The organism is Pseudomonas hydrolytica (assembly GCF_021495345.1).
GTDB lineage: Bacteria > Pseudomonadota > Gammaproteobacteria > Pseudomonadales > Pseudomonadaceae > Aquipseudomonas > Aquipseudomonas hydrolytica.
In genome coordinates this window covers 4,725,066-4,741,753 of sequence record NZ_CP099397.1, presented here as the reverse complement: position 1 = coordinate 4,741,753, position 16,688 = coordinate 4,725,066, and the positions used below count along the sequence as shown (strand labels likewise).

At 65.7% G+C, this 16,688-nt stretch carries 10 protein-coding genes; 4 read left to right on the top strand and 6 right to left on the bottom strand.

The genetic code is table 11. From position 1 onward, the window contains the following. Positions 1-3: 3 nt before the first annotated feature. The 4 genes from L1F06_RS22320 to gbpA form a co-directional block, all read right to left on the bottom strand. Positions 4-2,313 carry an ATP-dependent DNA helicase gene (locus tag L1F06_RS22320; protein ID WP_129482530.1) on the bottom strand — a complete coding sequence of 770 codons (2,310 nt, stop codon included), beginning with the start codon at positions 2,311-2,313 and terminating at the stop codon, positions 4-6. Beyond that, the gene (locus tag L1F06_RS22315) at positions 2,310-3,941 is read right to left on the bottom strand and encodes a VRR-NUC domain-containing protein (RefSeq protein ID WP_129482531.1); all 1,632 of its coding nucleotides are present in this window, start codon (positions 3,939-3,941) and stop codon (positions 2,310-2,312) included. Before L1F06_RS22315 ends, L1F06_RS22320 begins: the two co-directional genes overlap by 4 nt. 167 nt (positions 3,942-4,108) lie before the next feature. Continuing rightward, positions 4,109-5,671 carry a S8 family serine peptidase gene (locus L1F06_RS22310; RefSeq protein ID WP_129482532.1) on the bottom strand — a complete coding sequence of 521 codons (1,563 nt, stop codon included), beginning with the start codon at positions 5,669-5,671 and terminating at the stop codon, positions 4,109-4,111. 392 nt (positions 5,672-6,063) lie between these two features. Beyond that, the gene (gbpA, locus tag L1F06_RS22305) at positions 6,064-7,485 is read right to left on the bottom strand and encodes an N-acetylglucosamine-binding protein GbpA (protein ID WP_129482533.1); all 1,422 of its coding nucleotides are present in this window, start codon (positions 7,483-7,485) and stop codon (positions 6,064-6,066) included. Positions 7,486-7,758: 273 nt separating this feature from the next. Here gbpA and creD point away from each other — a divergent pair, with 273 nt between their 5' ends. Continuing rightward, positions 7,759-9,102 (top strand): cell envelope integrity protein CreD, encoded by a 1,344-nt coding sequence (gene creD, locus L1F06_RS22300; RefSeq protein ID WP_129482534.1) that lies wholly within the window; start codon positions 7,759-7,761, stop codon positions 9,100-9,102. A 48-nt stretch (positions 9,103-9,150) separates the two neighbouring features. Continuing rightward, the gene (locus tag L1F06_RS22295; RefSeq protein ID WP_012019939.1) at positions 9,151-9,453 is read left to right on the top strand and encodes a hypothetical protein; all 303 of its coding nucleotides are present in this window, start codon (positions 9,151-9,153) and stop codon (positions 9,451-9,453) included. Positions 9,454-9,823: 370 nt separating this feature from the next. Here the strand turns inward: L1F06_RS22295 and pulA are convergent, their stop codons facing one another. Continuing rightward, complete coding sequence (gene pulA, locus L1F06_RS22290) at positions 9,824-12,931, bottom strand: pullulanase-type alpha-1,6-glucosidase (protein ID WP_129482535.1); 3,108 nt, start codon at positions 12,929-12,931, stop codon at positions 9,824-9,826. A gap of 211 nt (positions 12,932-13,142) precedes the next feature. Between pulA and L1F06_RS22285 the strand changes: the two genes are divergently transcribed. Next, positions 13,143-13,817: a PA3715 family protein gene (locus L1F06_RS22285; protein ID WP_252576696.1), complete on the top strand. Its 675-nt coding sequence runs from the start codon at positions 13,143-13,145 to the stop codon at positions 13,815-13,817. A gap of 226 nt (positions 13,818-14,043) precedes the next feature. On the opposite strand, the gene L1F06_RS22280 is transcribed toward L1F06_RS22285, so the two are convergent. Continuing rightward, the gene (locus tag L1F06_RS22280) at positions 14,044-16,176 is read right to left on the bottom strand and encodes a TonB-dependent siderophore receptor (protein WP_129482536.1); all 2,133 of its coding nucleotides are present in this window, start codon (positions 16,174-16,176) and stop codon (positions 14,044-14,046) included. Positions 16,177-16,421: 245 nt separating this feature from the next. Between L1F06_RS22280 and L1F06_RS22275 the strand changes: the two genes are divergently transcribed. Next, on the top strand, positions 16,422-16,682 hold the full coding sequence (locus L1F06_RS22275) for a DUF4212 domain-containing protein (RefSeq protein ID WP_004373678.1): 261 nt from the start codon (positions 16,422-16,424) through the stop codon (positions 16,680-16,682). Positions 16,683-16,688 lie beyond the last annotated feature (6 nt).

Below are 16,688 nucleotides of genomic sequence, written 5' to 3'. Positions count from 1 at the left end.
CGCTCAGATTTCGACTGAAGGCGCCCGCTCGGGCGCCTTTGTCGTTTCTGCGGGCAGGCGGATGGCCTCGACCTGCCACCAGCTCGGCAGCAGACGGCGTACTTCCGGGCGGGCGAAACGGTCGTCGATCAGGTAGAGCACGCCTTCGTCCTCGGTGGTGCGGATCACCCGGCCGGCGGCCTGCACCACCTTCTGCAGGCCGGGGTAGAGGTAGGTGTAGTCGTAGCCGTCGCCGAACAGCGCGTGCATGCGCTGGCGGATTTCCTCGTTGATCGGGTTGACCTGGGCCAGGCCGAGGGTGGCGACGAAGGCGCCGATCAGGCGTTCGCCGGGCAGGTCGACGCCTTCGCCGAACACCCCGCCGAGCACAGCGAAGCCGATGCCGCGCCCGCCGACCTGAAAGCGTTCGAGAAAGCCCTGGCGCGCCGCCTCGTCCATCTGCCGCGACTGCACCCAGACGGGAATCTCGGGGTACTCGCGGGCCAGCAGGTCCAGCACCTGTTGCAGGTACTGGTAGCTGCTGAAGAAGGCCAGGTAGTTGCCCGGCCGTTCGCCGTACTGACCGGCGATCAGCCGGCAGATCGGCGCCAGCGAGGCGTCGCGGTCGCGGTAGCGGGTCGACAGGTTGCGCACCGCGCGCACCTGCAGCTGCTCGGCGTGGAATGGCGAGTCGACGTCCAGGCACTGCGTCTCCTGCGGCAGGCCGAGCAGGTCGAGGTAGTAGTGGCTGGGGCTGAGGGTGGCGGAGAACAGCGTGGCGCTGTGCGCCTGCTCGAAGCGCGGGCCGAGAAAGGGCGCCGGCAGGACGTTGCGGATGCACAGGGTGGAGTAGCTGCGGCCCTTGTCGCCCTCGACGCGGCTGATGTCGAACAGCGAGTGTGGGCCGAAGCTCTCGGCCAGGCGACAGAACAACATGGCGTCGAGGTAGAAACGCAGCAGTTCGCCGGCGTTGCCTTCGGGCTGGTCGGTCAGATGATCGGTGATGGCGCTGACCGCCTTGCCCAGGGCGGCGAGCAGCAGGTCCGGTGCCAGCGGATGGACCTGGTAAGGCACCTGCTGCTCGCGGTGCAGCTGGTTCCAGTGGCGGTCGACCCGCTCCAGCACGCCTTTGAGCTTGGCCGGGGCGTCGCGGCGCATGGCCTTGAAGCGCGCCTGGTCCAGCTCGGCGCTGTACATGCTGCGGCCGCGTTCGACCAGGTTGTGCGCCTCGTCCACCAGCAGGCAGACGCGCCACTGGTTGACCAGGGTCAGGCTGTGCAGCAGGGCGCCGAGGTCGAAGTAGTAGTTGTAGTCGCCCACCACCACGTCGCTCCAGCGGCACAGCTCCTGGCTCAGGTAGTAGGGGCAGATGCCGTGGGCGATGGCGATCTCGCGCACGGCCTGCTGATCCAGCCAGCGCTCCTTCAGCGCCGCGCTGCGCGCCGCCGGCAGGCGATCGTAGAAGCCCCTGGCCAGTGGGCAGGATTCGCCGTGGCAGGCCTTGTCCGGATGCTCGCAGGCCTTGTCGCGGGCCACGTGCTCCAGCACCCGCAGCGGCGTCTCGGGCTGGCGCAGGCGCTGCAGCGCGTCCAGCGCCAGGCGCCGGCCTGGGGTCTTGGCGCTGAGGAAGAACAGGCGATCGATCTGCTGGCCGGGCATGGCCTTGAGCTGCGGGAACAGGGTGCCGAGGGTCTTGCCGATGCCGGTGGTGGCCTGCGCCAACAGGTAATGGCCGTCGCGCGCGGCGCGGTACACGGCCTCGGCCAGTTGCCGCTGGCCATGGCGAAATTCGGCGTAGGGAAAGCGCAGCGTGGTCAGCGCTGCGTCGCGCGCCAGGCGATGGGCCTGCTCCTGGCGCGCCCAGTGGATATAGCGGCGGCATTGCAGCTCGAAGAACTGGCGCAATGCCTCAGCGCTATGGCGCTCGCGAAACCCCGTTTCCTTCTGGCTGATGACGTTGAAGTACACCACCGCCAGGTCCAGCTCATCGAGTTCCAGCGCCTGGCACAGCAGCCAGCCGTAGACCTTGACCTGCGCCCAGTGCAGCAGGCGATGGTTGGCCGGGATGCGCGCGACGTCGCCGCGGTGGGTCTTGATCTCTTCCAGCAGGCGAAACTCGGGGTCGAAGCCGTCGATGCGGCCGCTGACCGTCAGTTCCTCGAACTCGCCACTTACGGCCAGCTCGGACATATAGTCGGGGCCGCGCCTGGCGACCACCGTGGCATGCCCCGCGATACCCTCTTGAGCGGTGGGCGAGGGGGTGAAGCGCAGGTCGAGGTCGCCCTCCTTGGCGGTGAACTCGCACAGCTCGCGCACGGCGATGCGCAGGCTCACTCAGCCCACTCCACATAGCAGACGCTGACCGGCATGCCGTGCTCGGCGCAGAACGCCAGCCAGCGTTTCTGGTTGTCCTGCAGGCGGTCGCCCGGGCCTTTCACCTCGATCATCCGGTAGCGCCGCTCGGCCGGCCAGAACTGGATCAGGTCGGGCATGCCGGCGCGGTTCTCGCGGATATCGGCGAGCAGGCGGCGGAACCAGGCGCCCAGGTGTGCCGGCGGCAGGCAGGCCAGCGCCTGCTCCAGGCGCTCGGCGTCGAGCAGCTCCCAGAACACGAAGGGTGACTGGATGCCGAACTTCTCGGCATGGGTGCGGCGCATGGCCTCGATGTAGCTGCCATCGTCCAGGCGCGCCAGGCAGGCGGCGAACAGCTCGCTGCGCCGGGCGTGGAAGTCGGCGCGGTGCAGGTCCACCGGGCCGGCGTGGAAGGGGTGGAAGAAGGCGCCGGGCAGCGGGGCGAAGATCGCCTCCCAGCAGAGCAGGCCGAACAGCCCGCAGATCAGCGTGTTCTCCACGTAATGCACCGGGGCATCGGGTCCGGCCAGATACGCGGCCACGGCCAGCTCGACGCTGGCGGCGCGTGGCAGGCGCAGGTCGATTCGATCCTCCACCAGCTTCGCCGCCCTGGCCGGAGTCGGCAGGGCGAGGCGTCTGCACAGACGGGTGCGCGCCCGTTCGGCCAGCTGCGCCTCCTCGCCGTTATATGGCGAATCGATGACCTGTTCGGCCAGGGCCAGCGCCTCGGCATCGCGGCCCAGGCGCTCCAGCACGCGGATCTGCCGCTGCCGTGAGCCGACCGCGCTGGTGTCGCGGTACAGCGTCAGCGCCGACTCCAGCTCGCCGGCGCGTTCCAGTTGCTGGGCCAGGCGCAGCAGCAGGCGCTGGTGGCGCTCGCCGATATGCGGGTTGTCGGTGGCGAAATCACCGAGCAGTTGCAGCACCTCGGTTACCGCCATGCCGGCGTCGAAGGCGTCGCGGCAGAGGCGCAGGTGCAGGTAGTCGTCGACGTCCTGGCGGCTGCGGAAGCCGCGCGAGCCCGGGGTGATCGGCACCTGCTCGTAGCGAAAGATGCCCAGATCGGCCAGGACGAATTCCGACCAGGCCTGCGCCAGGTTGCCGAAGAACATCAGCCGCAGGCGGTCGCACAGCGGCCCGATGGCCAGGCTCAGCAGACGGTCTTCCAGGTGCGGGCACCAGTCGGTCAGGCTGCGCGGCTCGACATGCAGCTCGCGCAGATGCGCCAGCAGTTCGCTCTTTTTCAGCGCGCCGCGCGGCAGGTCGGCGGCGAAATGCGCAGCCAGTTCGTCCTTGAGCAGCAGCGCGCCGAGTTCGTCGAAGGTCAGCGCGGCGTCGTCGATCAGCCAGTCCAGTTCCAATAGAGGCGCGGCGGCGTTGTCGATGGCGCCGATCTCGGCGTAGCTGAGTTTGCTCGCGCGAAAGTGCACGCCCTTGCGCATCACCAGCCTCACCAGCAGCGCCTGGGCCGGCAGCGGCAGCTGGATGAAGCTGGCGATAAAGGCCTGCTCGGCCGCGTCCATCAGCTCGCGATGATGGGTATCGAGCCAGTCTAGGGCCTTGCGGAAGTTGGCCAGGTAATAAAGTTCGGGGGCGTCGAGGGCGGGCATGAGGGGAAGCATGGTACTGGTTTTTTATACAGATACCAGTGCCCGCACTGCCGCGCAATGGCGACGGGACGGATGGCCTGCAGGCTTGCCCGCGCGTTTGGTCCGGGAATGCATAGCTGTGCAGGGCAAAAGGCCCCGGGCAGTTGCCTGCCTCGGGGCCAGGCGAGCTACTCGTAGCGCCAGTAGAGGGTCACGCCGGAGAAGCTGGAATAGCCCCTAACGCCAATATGCCAGGTGCCGGCGGCAGGATTTTCCTGAATGCAGGTTTCCTGATTGCCTTCGAGGTAGGGACGGCAGGTCCATTGGCTGGTCGTGGGCTGGCTGCCCAGGTGGGTGTAAAGGTCGGCATCACCGCTGCCACCACTGATCCGCACAGTCAGACGCCGGGCACCGCTGGGTACGGCCACGCTGTGCCGTACCCAGGCTCCCCGCGCGCCGGAGAGGTTGGGGTAGGTCTGCTCTTCACCATTGCCACCATCACTGGCATCGCAGCCGCGCTGGGCAATCAGGTCGCTGGCCCGCTTGGCTTTGACAATGCCGTAGCCGTAATAGGGGTCGCGACCTGGCGTGCCACGGTCTTCGGCGGTGATGTTGACCACCCTGCGAATCTGCGCAGGGGTGCACTGGCGGTGCTGGCTCCACACCAGGGCGTAAAGCGCCGATACATGCGGTGTGGCCATTGAGGTGCCGTTATAGCTCGCGTAGCGGTTGCCAGGCAGGGTGGAACGCACGCCAACGCCGGGGGCGGCGACTTCGACCTGGCTGTTGTACTGCGAGAAGGAGGCATGATTACCGCTGCTGTCGACCGCTGCGACCGACACGACCGAGTCATAGGACGCTGGGTAGGAGAGGCTGCTGGTGCCACTGTTGCCGGCAGCTGCAACGACCAGCACCCCGTTCTGGTAGGCCGCATCCATGGCATTGCGTTCGGTTATCGAAGAGGCGCCACCGCCCAGGCTCATGTTGATCACCGTCGAGCCTGCCGCGCGGCACTGCTGGATGGCCATCACCAGATCCGAACCATAGGCCCAGTTGCCGCTGTTGTTGAACACCTTGACGATATGTAGCCCCAGATTGCCCGAGGGGCTGACGCCGACTACGCCGAGGTTGTTGCCGCCCAGCGCGGCGATGGTTCCGGCCACGTGGGTGCCGTGGCCATCGCCATCCTCGTACCAGTTGCCGCTGTTGACGCTGCCAAAGCCGTCATTGCCAGTGATGCCCGCCGAGGGCAGATCCTGATGGCCGAGGTCGTAGCCGGAGTCGACGATGCACACCTTCATGTTGGAAATGGCGCTGTCCGGTAGCAGGTCGGCCTGCACCATGGGGATGCCGTAGGGCACCTGTTCGGCCATCAGGTAGCGGCGTGGGTCGAGCTCGATATAGTCGATCGCCGGGTTGGCCTGCAGCTGCTTGAGTTGCGCCGGGCTCAGGTGCGCCACGCTGGCAGCCTGGCTGTCCAGATGCATCAGCGGCTGCACCTGGGCCTGGCTGAGCAGGCGCTGGGCGGCGCGGCTTTCGAATCGGCCGGCACTCAGGGGTTGCGGCTGATTGGCCTGGTTCATCGGTGAGGGGGCCAGCTCCTTGTATTTGATGATGTAGCGCGGTGATTGCTGATCGTCCACAGCGATCTGCGCTTGGGCCGCGAAGCTGGGTTTCTCGTCGGCTTGGACCGGGGTCCAGCCTGCGCTGAGCAATAGCAGTAAGACGGTGGTGCGTTGAAATCCTTGCATGGTTATCTCCCAATTGATTGCCGCGTAATGCAGCTGTCAGAACCCTAGGAGACTGTGCCGAAATGCCAAGGCCGTTCGTCGTTTTTATGGCGTTAAAAAATCAATAAAATCAAATATTTATGGCAAAGCTGAGGCGGCCTTTGGGCGCCCGAAAGGAGAGGGGAAACACTGCTGCTGATACCTGGCCCAGATCTGCGGTTACACCGGAAAAGGGAGGGGGTGATCCACGCAACGCTGGCGGTCAGGGGGTATGGGTCAGTGCCTGGGCATGCCTGTGGCTCCACATAGAGGTACGCCAAGGCGCAGCGGATGCGCCTGTGCCGTAGGTGTTTTTCAGGGGGGTATTGGGGGGGGCGCGCCAGCCAAACAGTTCGGCTGGCGCGGTGCTTGTCTCAGTCTGCTATCCAGGCGTCCTGCCAATGGCTGCCGATGCCGGGCTCGAACTGGGTCGAGGCGGCTGACCACTGCGTGCAATAGCCACTCTGCGGAAAGGGACGACACTGATACAGCTTTCCCGTCTTGGGTTGCAGTACCCGGGTGCCGGCGGTGTAACTGCGCAGGCCGTCAGGGAAGGTGAAGTCGTAGTTGGCGCTGTCGTCGTCTGCGACGAACATCATGTCGAAGGTTTTCTGAAACAGTTCCTCGCCGCCGGCCACTCTGGCGCTGACCACCAGTTGGTGATGACCAGGCGCAGGGTTGTCGACCTCTATGCTCAAGGGCTGGCTACTGTTGGTCAGCTCGGCGGCGGCAAAGCCTTTGGCATTGCCGTCGTGGTCGTAGAGGTAGCTGCTGATCTGCAGCGCCCCCACGGCGGTGACGTTGAAGTCAAGCCGCAGCTGGCTGCCGCGGATGCGATAGCTGGGCTGCAGGCCATCGACCAACAGTTCGTGGTCAGGGGCAGCGGCCTTGTCGATCTGCACTTCGATGCGCTGGATGCCGCTGTCGGCGCGAGCAAACAGGCTGTTCTGGCCGTACACCGGCTCGATTGCGCCGTTGCTGCCGCGCTGACCGGCTTTGAGCTGGCTCTGTTGCTGGTTGATCCGGCTGGCCAGCAGGTAGGTCCACTGGTTGCGCTGGCCTTGCTCGCTGGTTTCAATCTGCAGGCGCGTCTGCAAGTCACTGCGCTCACCGCCGGCATCGAATATACGGGTCAGCGCCTGGTCGCCGACTTGCAGATCCACCGAGGGGTAGAGCATGCCCTTGACGTGCCAGGCGGACGGATCGGGCGGTGTCATCACATCGCCGAACATCACGTCGATCACGTTGTAGAAGCTCATCGGCGTATCGCCCACTTCCCAGACGCCCAGAATCACCTGATAGCCTTCGCGCGGCGGTACATCGCAGTTGTGGGTGGCTTCCTGCGGCGGCTGGCGCATGCCGCCATCGACCACGCAGAACGGTACCAGCTCGAACGCGGCGCGGTTCAACGGCTGATTGGCCAACCAGTCGGGGCGGGTGATGTAGTAGCGCCAGTTGCGCGTGACATGGTTGGCGGTGAAGCGCCAGGTGAAGTTCGTCGGTCCCGCCTGAATGGGGCGTTTGGCCCAGCGGCTGACGGTCTGTTCGTTGAGGGGGGCGAATTGTGCCAGCCCGGCGCTGGCGATCTGGCCATCGGCGGGGCCACTTTGCGGGAAGCCGGAGTAGCCTTCCAGGCTTTGCGGTTCCCATTGCACTGCACCGCATCCGCTGTTTTCACCCAGCTTGCACAGGTAGCCGCGTGCTTCAGGTTGCTTGATATAGCCGTGGGCGAACAGGTTGGTGCTGGCCAGCAGCAAGCAGGCGCTGGCCACGCAAATCCATTGGCGCTCGTTCATGTCTGTCCCTTAATCAGATTGGATAAATCGTGATGAAACCGGTTACCGGTCGCCTTGTGAGCAACAAGTGAGTTAGTACCTTAGTGCAGAAATCTCTGTCTTCCAGTGGAATTGACGAACGGTCGCGCTGCCGCTGTAAGCGTGCAATCACGCGTGTTTGCGGCGTCTAGAACTCCACGCATTCTCCATCTGCCCTCCATCCGCGCTCCATAAAGCGACCATCCGCGCCGCCCAGACTCTGCCGTACCTTCACTCGCTACGGAGAGCCGTGCCATGAGCCGTACCCTGGGTTTCAAGCTGGGCGCCATCGCCCTGTTGATGCTGCTGTTGATGATTCCCCTGCTGATGATCGACGGGCTGGTCGATGAGCGACAGGGCCTGCGCCACGAGGTGCTGCAGGACATTGCGCGCAGTTCCAGCTATCGCCAGCAGATCACCGGGCCGATCCTGGTGCTGCCTTACGTCAAGACCATCCACGAATGGAAAACCCATGAGAAGACCGGCGAGCGCTATCTGGAGGAGCGTCAGCGCAGCGGGCGCCTGTACTTCCTGCCCGATCGCTTCGTGCTCGATGGCGCGGTGAACACCGAACTGCGTGCGCGTGGCATCTACGAGGCGCGCCTGTACCGGGCCGATACCCGCATCAGCGGCCAGTTCCGTCTGCCGTCACGCTTCGGCCTGGGCGACGAGCTGGGTTTCTATCGCTTCGAGGCGCCCTTTCTCGCCGTCGGCATCAGCGATATCCGCGGCATCAGCAACGACCTGCAACTGCAGCTCAACGGCCAGACCCTGAGTTTCGCCCCCGGCACCGGCGACAGCCGTTTCGGGGCCGGCGTGCATGCACCGCTGCCGGCGCTCGACGCACAGGGTGGGCAGACCCTGGCGTTTGCCTTCGACCTCAAGTTGCAGGGCACCGAGCAGCTCGCCGTGGTGCCGGTAGGCCGCGACAGCCGGGTCAGCCTCAACTCGCCCTGGCTACACCCGAGCTTCGTCGGTGAGTACCTGCCGAGCCAGCGTGAAGTCAGCGAGCAGGGCTTCAACGCGCAGTGGCAGACCAGCTTCTTCGCCACCAACCTGGAGGAGGCGCTGGACAACTGCGTGCGCCGTGAGCAGTGCCAGGGCCTGTTCGGGCGCAACTTCGGGGTGAGCTTCGTCGACCCGGTGGACCAGTACCTGAAGACCGACCGCGCGATCAAATACGCGCTGCTGTTCATCGCCCTGACCTTCGCCGCCTTCTTCCTCTTCGAGGTGCTCAAGCGTCTGGCCGTGCACCCGGTGCAGTACACCCTGGTGGGCCTGTCGCTGGCGCTGTTCTACCTGCTGCTGCTGTCGCTGTCGGAGCATCTGCACTTCGCCCTGGCCTATGTCCTGTCCGCCAGCGCCTGCGTCGGCCTGATCGGCTTCTACGTCAGTTTCGTGTTGCACAGCTGGCAGCGCGGCGCGGGTTTCGCCGGCCTGCTGGCAGCGCTGTACGCGATGCTCTACGGCCTGCTCAGCGCCGAGGACTACGCCCTGCTGATGGGCTCGCTGCTGGTGTTCGGCGTGCTCGGCAGCATCATGGTGCTGACCCGCAAGCTGGACTGGTATGGCGTCGGCCGCGCCGCCCCGCAAGCCTGAATCCAACCGGCGCGGCGCAGGCCGCGCCCCCAATCTGGAGCTGACCCCATGCGTGCATTGATGCAGTTTTCCGCCTGCCTGGCCCTGGGCCTGGTGGTGGCGGTGATGATCCTGATCGGCCTGATGTTCTTCGGCTGGTTCAACCTGATCGACGGTCTGCTGCTGACCGGCAAGCCGCTGGCTCACCTGAGCCTGGTGCTGCTGCCGGAAGGTTTCTGGAGCACCCTGAGCGGCCTGCCGGATGCCGCCAGCAACAGCAGCCTGCGCTCCTTCCTGGCGCTGTGCGCCGCGCTCGGCCAGCTCGGGCTGCTGCTGGCGCTGGGCTTTATGCGCCTGTGGTACCGGGCATGAGCGGGCATATCGGCTTGCGCGAGGATGCGCGCGTCGGACGCCGCCTGGCACGGCGGATCGCGGCGCTATTTGCGCCGCGCGAAGCGGCAGGAAATCCGGCGGGTTGCACCCGCCCTACGCGGTCGTAGGGTGCGCCGTGCGCACCGCTAGCAACCGGGGTTTTTGCCCTTGCATGGGCCACCGAAGCCCCGCTTGACCACCATACCCACCGTCGGCAAGCGGAGGCCTGGTGCGCACAGCGCACCCTACTCGAATGCCCAGACCATGGGCTCTGCCGCAGGGTGCGCCGCGCGCACCAACGTTTCCGTCTCCATGGCCGGTGCGCACAGCGCACCCTACGAAGCGAATGCCGAGCCAGCGGCGCCAGGGTTTAGCGCCGCTTTTCCTGCGGCAGAACGAACACCGCCACACTCAGCCCGGGCACCTGGAACTGGCCGTTCTCCACCTTGGCCTGGCGGATGCGGGCGTCGCTGGAGTCGCGTTGCACCGGGTGCAGACGATGGCCGGGTTGGGCGCCGGGCAGGCTGATCGGCTCGGCGCCGGCGTTGAACACCACCATCAGCGCCTCGTGCCGCGGATCGAGATCGCGGCCTGTGCCGCGGCCGTCGTCCAGGCTGAAGGCGATCACGCCGGGCAGCTGGTCGGGGCCGGTGTTGTGAAAGCGCAGGCGCCGGTCGATCTCGGCGGCGCTGTCGAGCTGGAACAGCGGGCTGCCGCTGCGGATGCGCAGCAGTTCGAGGAACTGCCGCCTGGCCGCGAGGATATCGGCACTGCTCGGCTTGGCGTTGGCGTCGGCGATGATCTGGCGGATCAGCGGCCAGTTCTCGCCGTCCTTGTCTTCACGTGGCAATCCTCTATTCCAGCTGTTGTCCTGGTAGGTGAAGTCCACCGCGTTGAACCAGTCGCCGGAGTCGTAGCTGTCACGCTCCATCGACTTGGAGCGGAGGATGTCCGAGCCCATGTGGATGAAGGGCACACCCTGACTCAATAGCGGTACGGCCAGGCCGAGCAGCTGCAGGCGCACCCGTTCGGCGCTGGAGAGGGAGGCGGGCAGCTTGTACTGGTTGATGTCCCACAGGGTCTGGTTGTCGTGCTTGGAGACGTAGTTGACGGTTTCCTGCGGATCGAGGGTGTAGCCGGCCGGCTGGCCGTTGTAGTCGATCTCGGCGCCGCGCCGGCGGCTGCCATCGGCGCTCTCGAAGCGGTAGTCGCGCAGACCGCCGGCGATGCCGACGCGGATCAGATCCTTCAGCCTGAGCAGCTCGGCCTGTTCCCCGGCGCTGCCACTATTGAGCTCGTTGGGCAGCAGGTAGAGACCGTTGGCGAAGCCCTGGAAGCGCCGCAGGCTGTCGCCGCCGTCGAACGGGCTGCCGCCACGCACGGCGTCGCGCTGGCGGTCGTTGAAGGTGCCGATACCGGTGCCGGCCATGTTGGCCTGGATGGCGTTGACGCCGCGGGCGCCATCGGCCACCTCGCCGAAGTTCCAGCCCTCGCCGTAGAGGTAGGTCTGCGGGTCGATCTGGCGCACCGCCTTGTGGGCCCTGGTCAGGTTGCTGCGCATATGGTGGCCCATCAGGTCGAAGCGAAAGCCGCCGATCTTGTAGTCGCGCGCCCAGACGCGCAGCGAGTCGATCATCAGCTTTTCCATCATCAGGTGCTCGGACGCGGTGTTGTCGCAGCAGGTGGAGCGTTCCACCGCGCCGGTTACCGGGTGGCGCCTGTGGTAGTAGCCGGGCACCAGCTTGTCGAGCACCGATTGCTCGCCCAGGCCCGAGGCGTGGGTGTGGTTGTAGACCACGTCCATCACCGTGGTCAGGCCCATCTCCGCCAGCGCCTGGACCATGCGTCGGAACTCGCGGATGCGCGCCACGCCCTCGGCATCGCTGGCGTAGCTGCCCTCCGGCACCGTGTAGTGGAAGGGGTCGTAGCCCCAGTTGAAGGAGTCCAGCGCACGCAGGTCGGCGTATAGCGCCTGGGCGTCGCTGCTGGCCGGGTCGAAGCCCTGCAGCACCTCGCGGATGCTCCCGGCGTTGCAGTAGCCGGCCCAGTTGCGCCGGGCGCTGGCCGACAGCGCGCAGAGCTTGGCGAAGGGCTCGTCCAGGTCGACGCGCTTGGCCGGGTCTTCGTCCACCGTGGCGATATCGAATACCGGCAGCAGCTGTACGTCGGTCAGCCCGGCCTTGCGCAGCTCCTGCAGGTGTTGCACGCCGCGGCTGGTGGGCTGGGTGAAGGCCAGGTAGGTGCCGCGCTGGGCGGCCGGCAGCGCGCTGTCGCTGGCGCTGAAGTCGCGCACGTGGGTCTCGTAGATCACCCGCGCCTCGGGCTTGGCCGCGCGCGGCGGGCGCAGGCTGTCCCAGCCGGCCGGCTTGAGGTCGGCGGCGTCCAGATCCACCACCTGGGCGTACTGACTGTTGCGCGACAGGCTGAGGGCGTAAGGGTCGCTGGTCAGGCTGGTTTCGATGCGGCCGCTGACGGGGTGATAGACGCTCACCTCGTACTGGTAGTAGGCGCGGTCCAGCTGCTTCGGCCCGCTGTAGGTCCACACGCCGTGATGCTCGCGCATCTCTTTGGGGAAGCCGGGCAGCAGGCGTTTCTTGCGGTCGAAGGCATGCAAGCGCACACGCTGGGCGCTGGGGGCCCAGAGGCGAAAACGCACGTCATGCCTGGTGACTTCGGCGCCCAGCGGGCCGGAGTAGGCATAGAGCGCATCGAGCACGCCGGGCGTCTGCACCTGGGTGGCGCTGAGCAGGCGTTCGTCCTGGTCGTAGGCGAGCACCAGCAGCTGGCTCTTCAGCGCGCTGCGCAGGGTCTTGGCGCCGACCTCCAGGCGGTAGGCCGGCTGTTCGGCCAGATGCGGGAACCTGGCCTTGAGCGTTGCGTTGAGTCTGCCGGGGCGCAGGGCGATGGCGCGGCCACCGCTGACGCTGCGCTGCTCGCCGTCGATGCGGATATCGGCCTGCGGCGCGTAGCGCAGCTCCAGCCGCGCCGCCGCACTGTCACCGTGCAGCACCAGGGTGAAGGGATCGAGCCAGTGCGCGCGGGCGCCGTCGATGGCCAGCGGTGTGCCGACGATGGGGGTGGCCGACAGCTGTGCGCTGCCGCTCTGGCTGAAGGCGCGTCGGCCCAGCTCGTCGAGGCGCCAGATCAGGTCGCCGCCGCCCAGGTCCTTGTCGTCGCCGCGGTGCATGATCAGGTTCAGGCAGCTGGCGTCGGCCGTCAGCGCAATGCTGAACCAGGCGCCATGCTCGGCATCGACGCCGGCCGGCGCCAGCGGTCGGTCCCAGCTGGTGCCGTCACGCACACCGCTGCATTGCGGGGTGTTCCACAGGTGCAGGCCCCAGCCGGCGTAGTCGCCGTCGCTACGCTGGTAGTACAGCAGCGCCTCGTCGGGGCCGGGCTGCAGCGGCTCGGCGCCGGCCAGGGTGGAGCCTGCGAGCAGCAGGCCGAGTAGATACCGCGGCAATCTCGAATCGTGCATGGTGTGCGTCCCTGGTTGTTGTTGTGGGTACTTCTTCCAGCGAGGCGATACTGGCCAGGGCGGCCGGGTGGCACATCCTCTGTGCGGCGTTTTGCGAGGGCGTAGGGCGGGGAAGGAGCGGGGATTAATGGCGTTTCGCTGGCGTCCGGTGGGCAGCGGCCAAGGCCCGGCTTAGACTGTCGCGTCCGGATGAATAGCAAGGAGCTCAGGGATGAACCGTATGGTTTTCGCCGCGTGCTGCGGCCTGCTGCTGGTCGCTGCAGCGCAGGCCGACGATTGCCGGCAGCAACTGCCTGCCTGGATCGAACAGGCCCACCCGGGCCATGCAACGGGCCAGGTGCTGCAGGACGAGCGTGGACGTTACCGGGTGGATGTCGAACAAAGCATCTGCAAGGTCTGGCCGGCGCGGCCTGGGCTGACCTTGATCGCGATGCCGCTGGTGCGCGCGGAGCACGACAGTCATGGCGAGGCGGATCTTGAAGTGCTGGTGCTGGATAACGCCAGACAAACCTTCTTGGCACGCCTGATCGAGCCAAACCAGCTGGATTGGGATGCGATCTATGTAGACAGGCTGGCCCTGGACACCGCGCCTTATCGCCTGCGTGGGGATGACCTCGCCTTTGGCGTTCGCATCAGTCGTCGCAACGGGTCGCGCATGAATCCCTTCGCGGAAGCCGAGCTCACACTCTACGAGTTGCAAGAGCAAGGGTTGCGCTCATTGATGGGGGCGCTGGTAGTGGAGAGCTTTGGCGGTGAACGAGACGACGATTGCATTGCCTCGTTTGGCGAGGCCAAGGGCGTGCTTATCGTCACGGGCAAGGTTGGCCGAGATGGTTACCGCGACCTGCTTTTCAAACGTACTCATACTGGCAGGCGCATGGGGTGACGGTCGATGCCGAATGCCGGACGCTCGAGGACGAACCCCGCTCCGATCAGTTTCGTCTTGAATACGGCGACGAACGCTATCTGCTGCCAATCGAGCTGGTCTCCGACCCGCTCTGAAGGCACGTAGCCCGGATGCAATCCGGGCACGGCACAACAGGCCATCCCTGGATTGCATCCGGGCTACGAGGTGGCAAGCCAGGTGAACCGCGTTCACCTGGCGCTTGGCTTTACAGGCTGACCGAAATCCCCGCCTGCAGCGTGCGTGGTTCACCCGGGTAGGCCCAGGCGTTCCACGCACGTTCCTCGTAGTGCTTGTCGAACACATTGTTCAGATTGAGGTTCAGCCGCACGTTCTCGGTCAGCGGGTAGTAGGCCAGCAGGTCGACCAGGCCGTAGCCGTCCATGTCGAAGGTGTTGTTGCTGGTCTGGCCCTGGCGCTCGCTGACGTACTTCAGGCCGATGCCCAGGCCCAGGCCGGCCAGCGGGCCGCCGTCGAACTCGTAGGTATCGAGCAGGTTGAAGCTGTGTCGCGGCACGTTGGCCAGGCGCGACCCCACCGGCATGGTGGCGCTGGTGCTTTCGGTGACTTCGGCGTCAACGTAGGCATAGCCGCCGATCACCCGCCACTGCGGGGTGATGTTGCCGGCCAGATTGATATCGAAGCCACGGCTGCGCACTTCGCCGGCGGCAATGCTGCGGGTGGCATCCAGCGGGTCGCTGGTCAGCACGTTTTCCTTGACGATATGGAACATCGCCGCGGTCAGGCTCAGGTCGCGGTCGGCCATGTCGTACTTGATGCCGAGTTCATGGGCGATGCCCTTTTCCGGGTCGAAGGCATTGCCGAGGCGATCGGCGCCGCGGTTGGGCTTGAACGAGCGCGAGGTGTTGGCGAACACCGCCAGTTCGTCGGTGAGGTCGTAGATCAGGCCGAAGCGCGGCGAGACGGCGTTATGCGCCTGATCCCAGTTGCCGCTGGGATTGAGCTTGTCGTTATAGCTCTGCTCGAAACGCTCGATACGTGCACCCAGTTGCGCCTTGAGGCGTTCGGTCAGGGCGATCTGGTCCTGGACGAAGAAGGCGTAGGACTCGAGGTTCTCGCTGTCGTGGGTGGTGGTGCGGGTCAACGCCGGCAGCGGCTGGCCGTGTACCGGGTTGTACAGGTCGATAGGATAGGCGCCGCCGCCCGGCGAACGGATGATCAGCGAGTTGTAGTTGAACTTGTCGTACTCCACGCCCACCAGCAGGGTATGGGCGAAGCCGCCAAGGTCGAAGTTGCCTTCGGCGTTGGCCTGGGCATTGACGTCGTTCCAGTTCAGCCAGCGCTCGTTGTAGTTGCGCCCGATGCTGCTGGCGCCTGCAGGCAAGCCGGTGTAGGCGTTGCTGTTGTTCTCCACGGCGCCGCCATGGATCTCGCCATCGAGGTACTGCACGCCGCCGCGCAGGGTCCAGCTATCGCTCAGCAGGTGTTCGATGCGCAGCTGGGTAGTGGCGTTCTCGTTGGTCAGCTTGCCGGCGGATTCCTCGCCGAGGAAGCGGTCGCGCGGCAGCTTGCCGTTCTGGTTGGAGTAGCGGGTGACGCCACGGTCGAGCGGGTGGCGGTTGTGCAGGTAGTCGCCTTCGAGGGTGACGGCGGTGTCTTCGTTGAGCTGCCAGCGCAGCACCGGGGCGACGTTGTAGCGCTCGCTCTCGACGTCATCGCGGAAGCTGTCGCCGCCCTCGGCCACCAGGTTCAGGCGGTAGGTGAAGGCGGCCTGTTCGTCCAGCGCACCGGTGGTGTCCAGCGTGCCGCGGCGCAGACCTTCGCTGTTGACCTGGCTGCCCAGCACGGTGCGGCGCTCGGCCTGCGGCTGCTTGCTGACGATGTTGAAGGTGCCGCCCGGATCGCTACGGCCGTAGAGCATGGCCGCCGGGCCGCGCAGCACTTCGATGCGCTCGATGGTGCTGGCGTCGGGCATGTTCGGGTAGCCACGGTTGACGGCGAAACCGTTGCGGTAGAACTCCTGGCTGGTGAAGCCGCGAATCAGAAATTCGGTCAGACCCTGGCCACCGAAGTTGTTGCCGCGCTCCACGCCGCCGGCGTAATCCAGCGCATCTTCCAGGCGCACCGCGCCGACGTCCTGCACCACCTGCGCCGGCACCACGCTGATCGACTGCGGGATTTCATGGATCGGCGTATCGGTGCGCGTCGCGCTGGCCGAGCGGGTGGCGCGATAGCCGTCGACCGGCCCATCGGCTTGCTCCGTAGGGGCGGTGATCTGCATTTCCTCCAGTGCCAGCGGCGTGTCGCTGTCCGTGCTGGCGAAGGCGGTGTGGCAGGCGAAGGCGGGTAGGGCGAGAAGCGGTACGACCAGGCGTCGCATGAGTGAATCCTTGGGGCGGAAGACAGGGGAGGGCCCGGGATTCTAGTTTTTCAGAGAATCATTATCAAATGCACATTTGTCGCAGTAGGCGGCTTGGAAGATGCGTTTTTTCTTCTACAGTTTCAGCGTTTGCCCTGAGTGCCCGAAACCTCGCGATGCGGCTAATACCAATGTCTATCTGTCGGTCTTGGCTGGCCTGCTGCTAGCTTGAAGCTGCATCAGAATAACAATAACCGGAGGCGTCTATGACTTCTGAACAAGCAAATGCCGCGGCCTACTGGAAGGCCAACGTGCGGCTCATCACCTGGAGCCTAGTTATCTGGGCGCTGGTTTCCTACGGGTTCGCCATGATTCTCCGGCCGATGCTGGCGGGAATCTCGGTTGGCGGTTCCGACCTCGGATTCTGGTTCGCACAGCAGGGTTCCATCCTCTTTTTCATCGGGCTCATTTTTCACTACGCGTGGAGACTGAACAAACTCGATAAAGAATTTGGCGTCGAGGAGTAAGTGGTC

Excerpts from the sequence above, each read along its gene's own strand:
- L1F06_RS22295 (WP_012019939.1), top strand. The coding sequence starts at position 9,151 with ATGCGTGCATTGATGCAGTTTTCCGCCTGCCTGGCCCTGGGCCTGGTG.
- L1F06_RS22275 (WP_004373678.1), top strand. The coding sequence starts at position 16,422 with ATGACTTCTGAACAAGCAAATGCCGCGGCCTACTGGAAGGCCAACGTG.
- L1F06_RS22280 (WP_129482536.1), bottom strand. The coding sequence starts at position 16,176 with ATGCGACGCCTGGTCGTACCGCTTCTCGCCCTACCCGCCTTCGCCTGC.
- L1F06_RS22310 (WP_129482532.1), bottom strand. The coding sequence starts at position 5,671 with ATGCAAGGATTTCAACGCACCACCGTCTTACTGCTATTGCTCAGCGCA.
- gbpA (WP_129482533.1), bottom strand. The coding sequence starts at position 7,485 with ATGAACGAGCGCCAATGGATTTGCGTGGCCAGCGCCTGCTTGCTGCTG.
- L1F06_RS22285 (WP_252576696.1), top strand. The coding sequence starts at position 13,143 with ATGAACCGTATGGTTTTCGCCGCGTGCTGCGGCCTGCTGCTGGTCGCT.
- pulA (WP_129482535.1), bottom strand. The coding sequence starts at position 12,931 with ATGCACGATTCGAGATTGCCGCGGTATCTACTCGGCCTGCTGCTCGCA.
- L1F06_RS22315 (WP_129482531.1), bottom strand. The coding sequence starts at position 3,941 with ATGCCCGCCCTCGACGCCCCCGAACTTTATTACCTGGCCAACTTCCGC.
- creD (WP_129482534.1), top strand. The coding sequence starts at position 7,759 with ATGAGCCGTACCCTGGGTTTCAAGCTGGGCGCCATCGCCCTGTTGATG.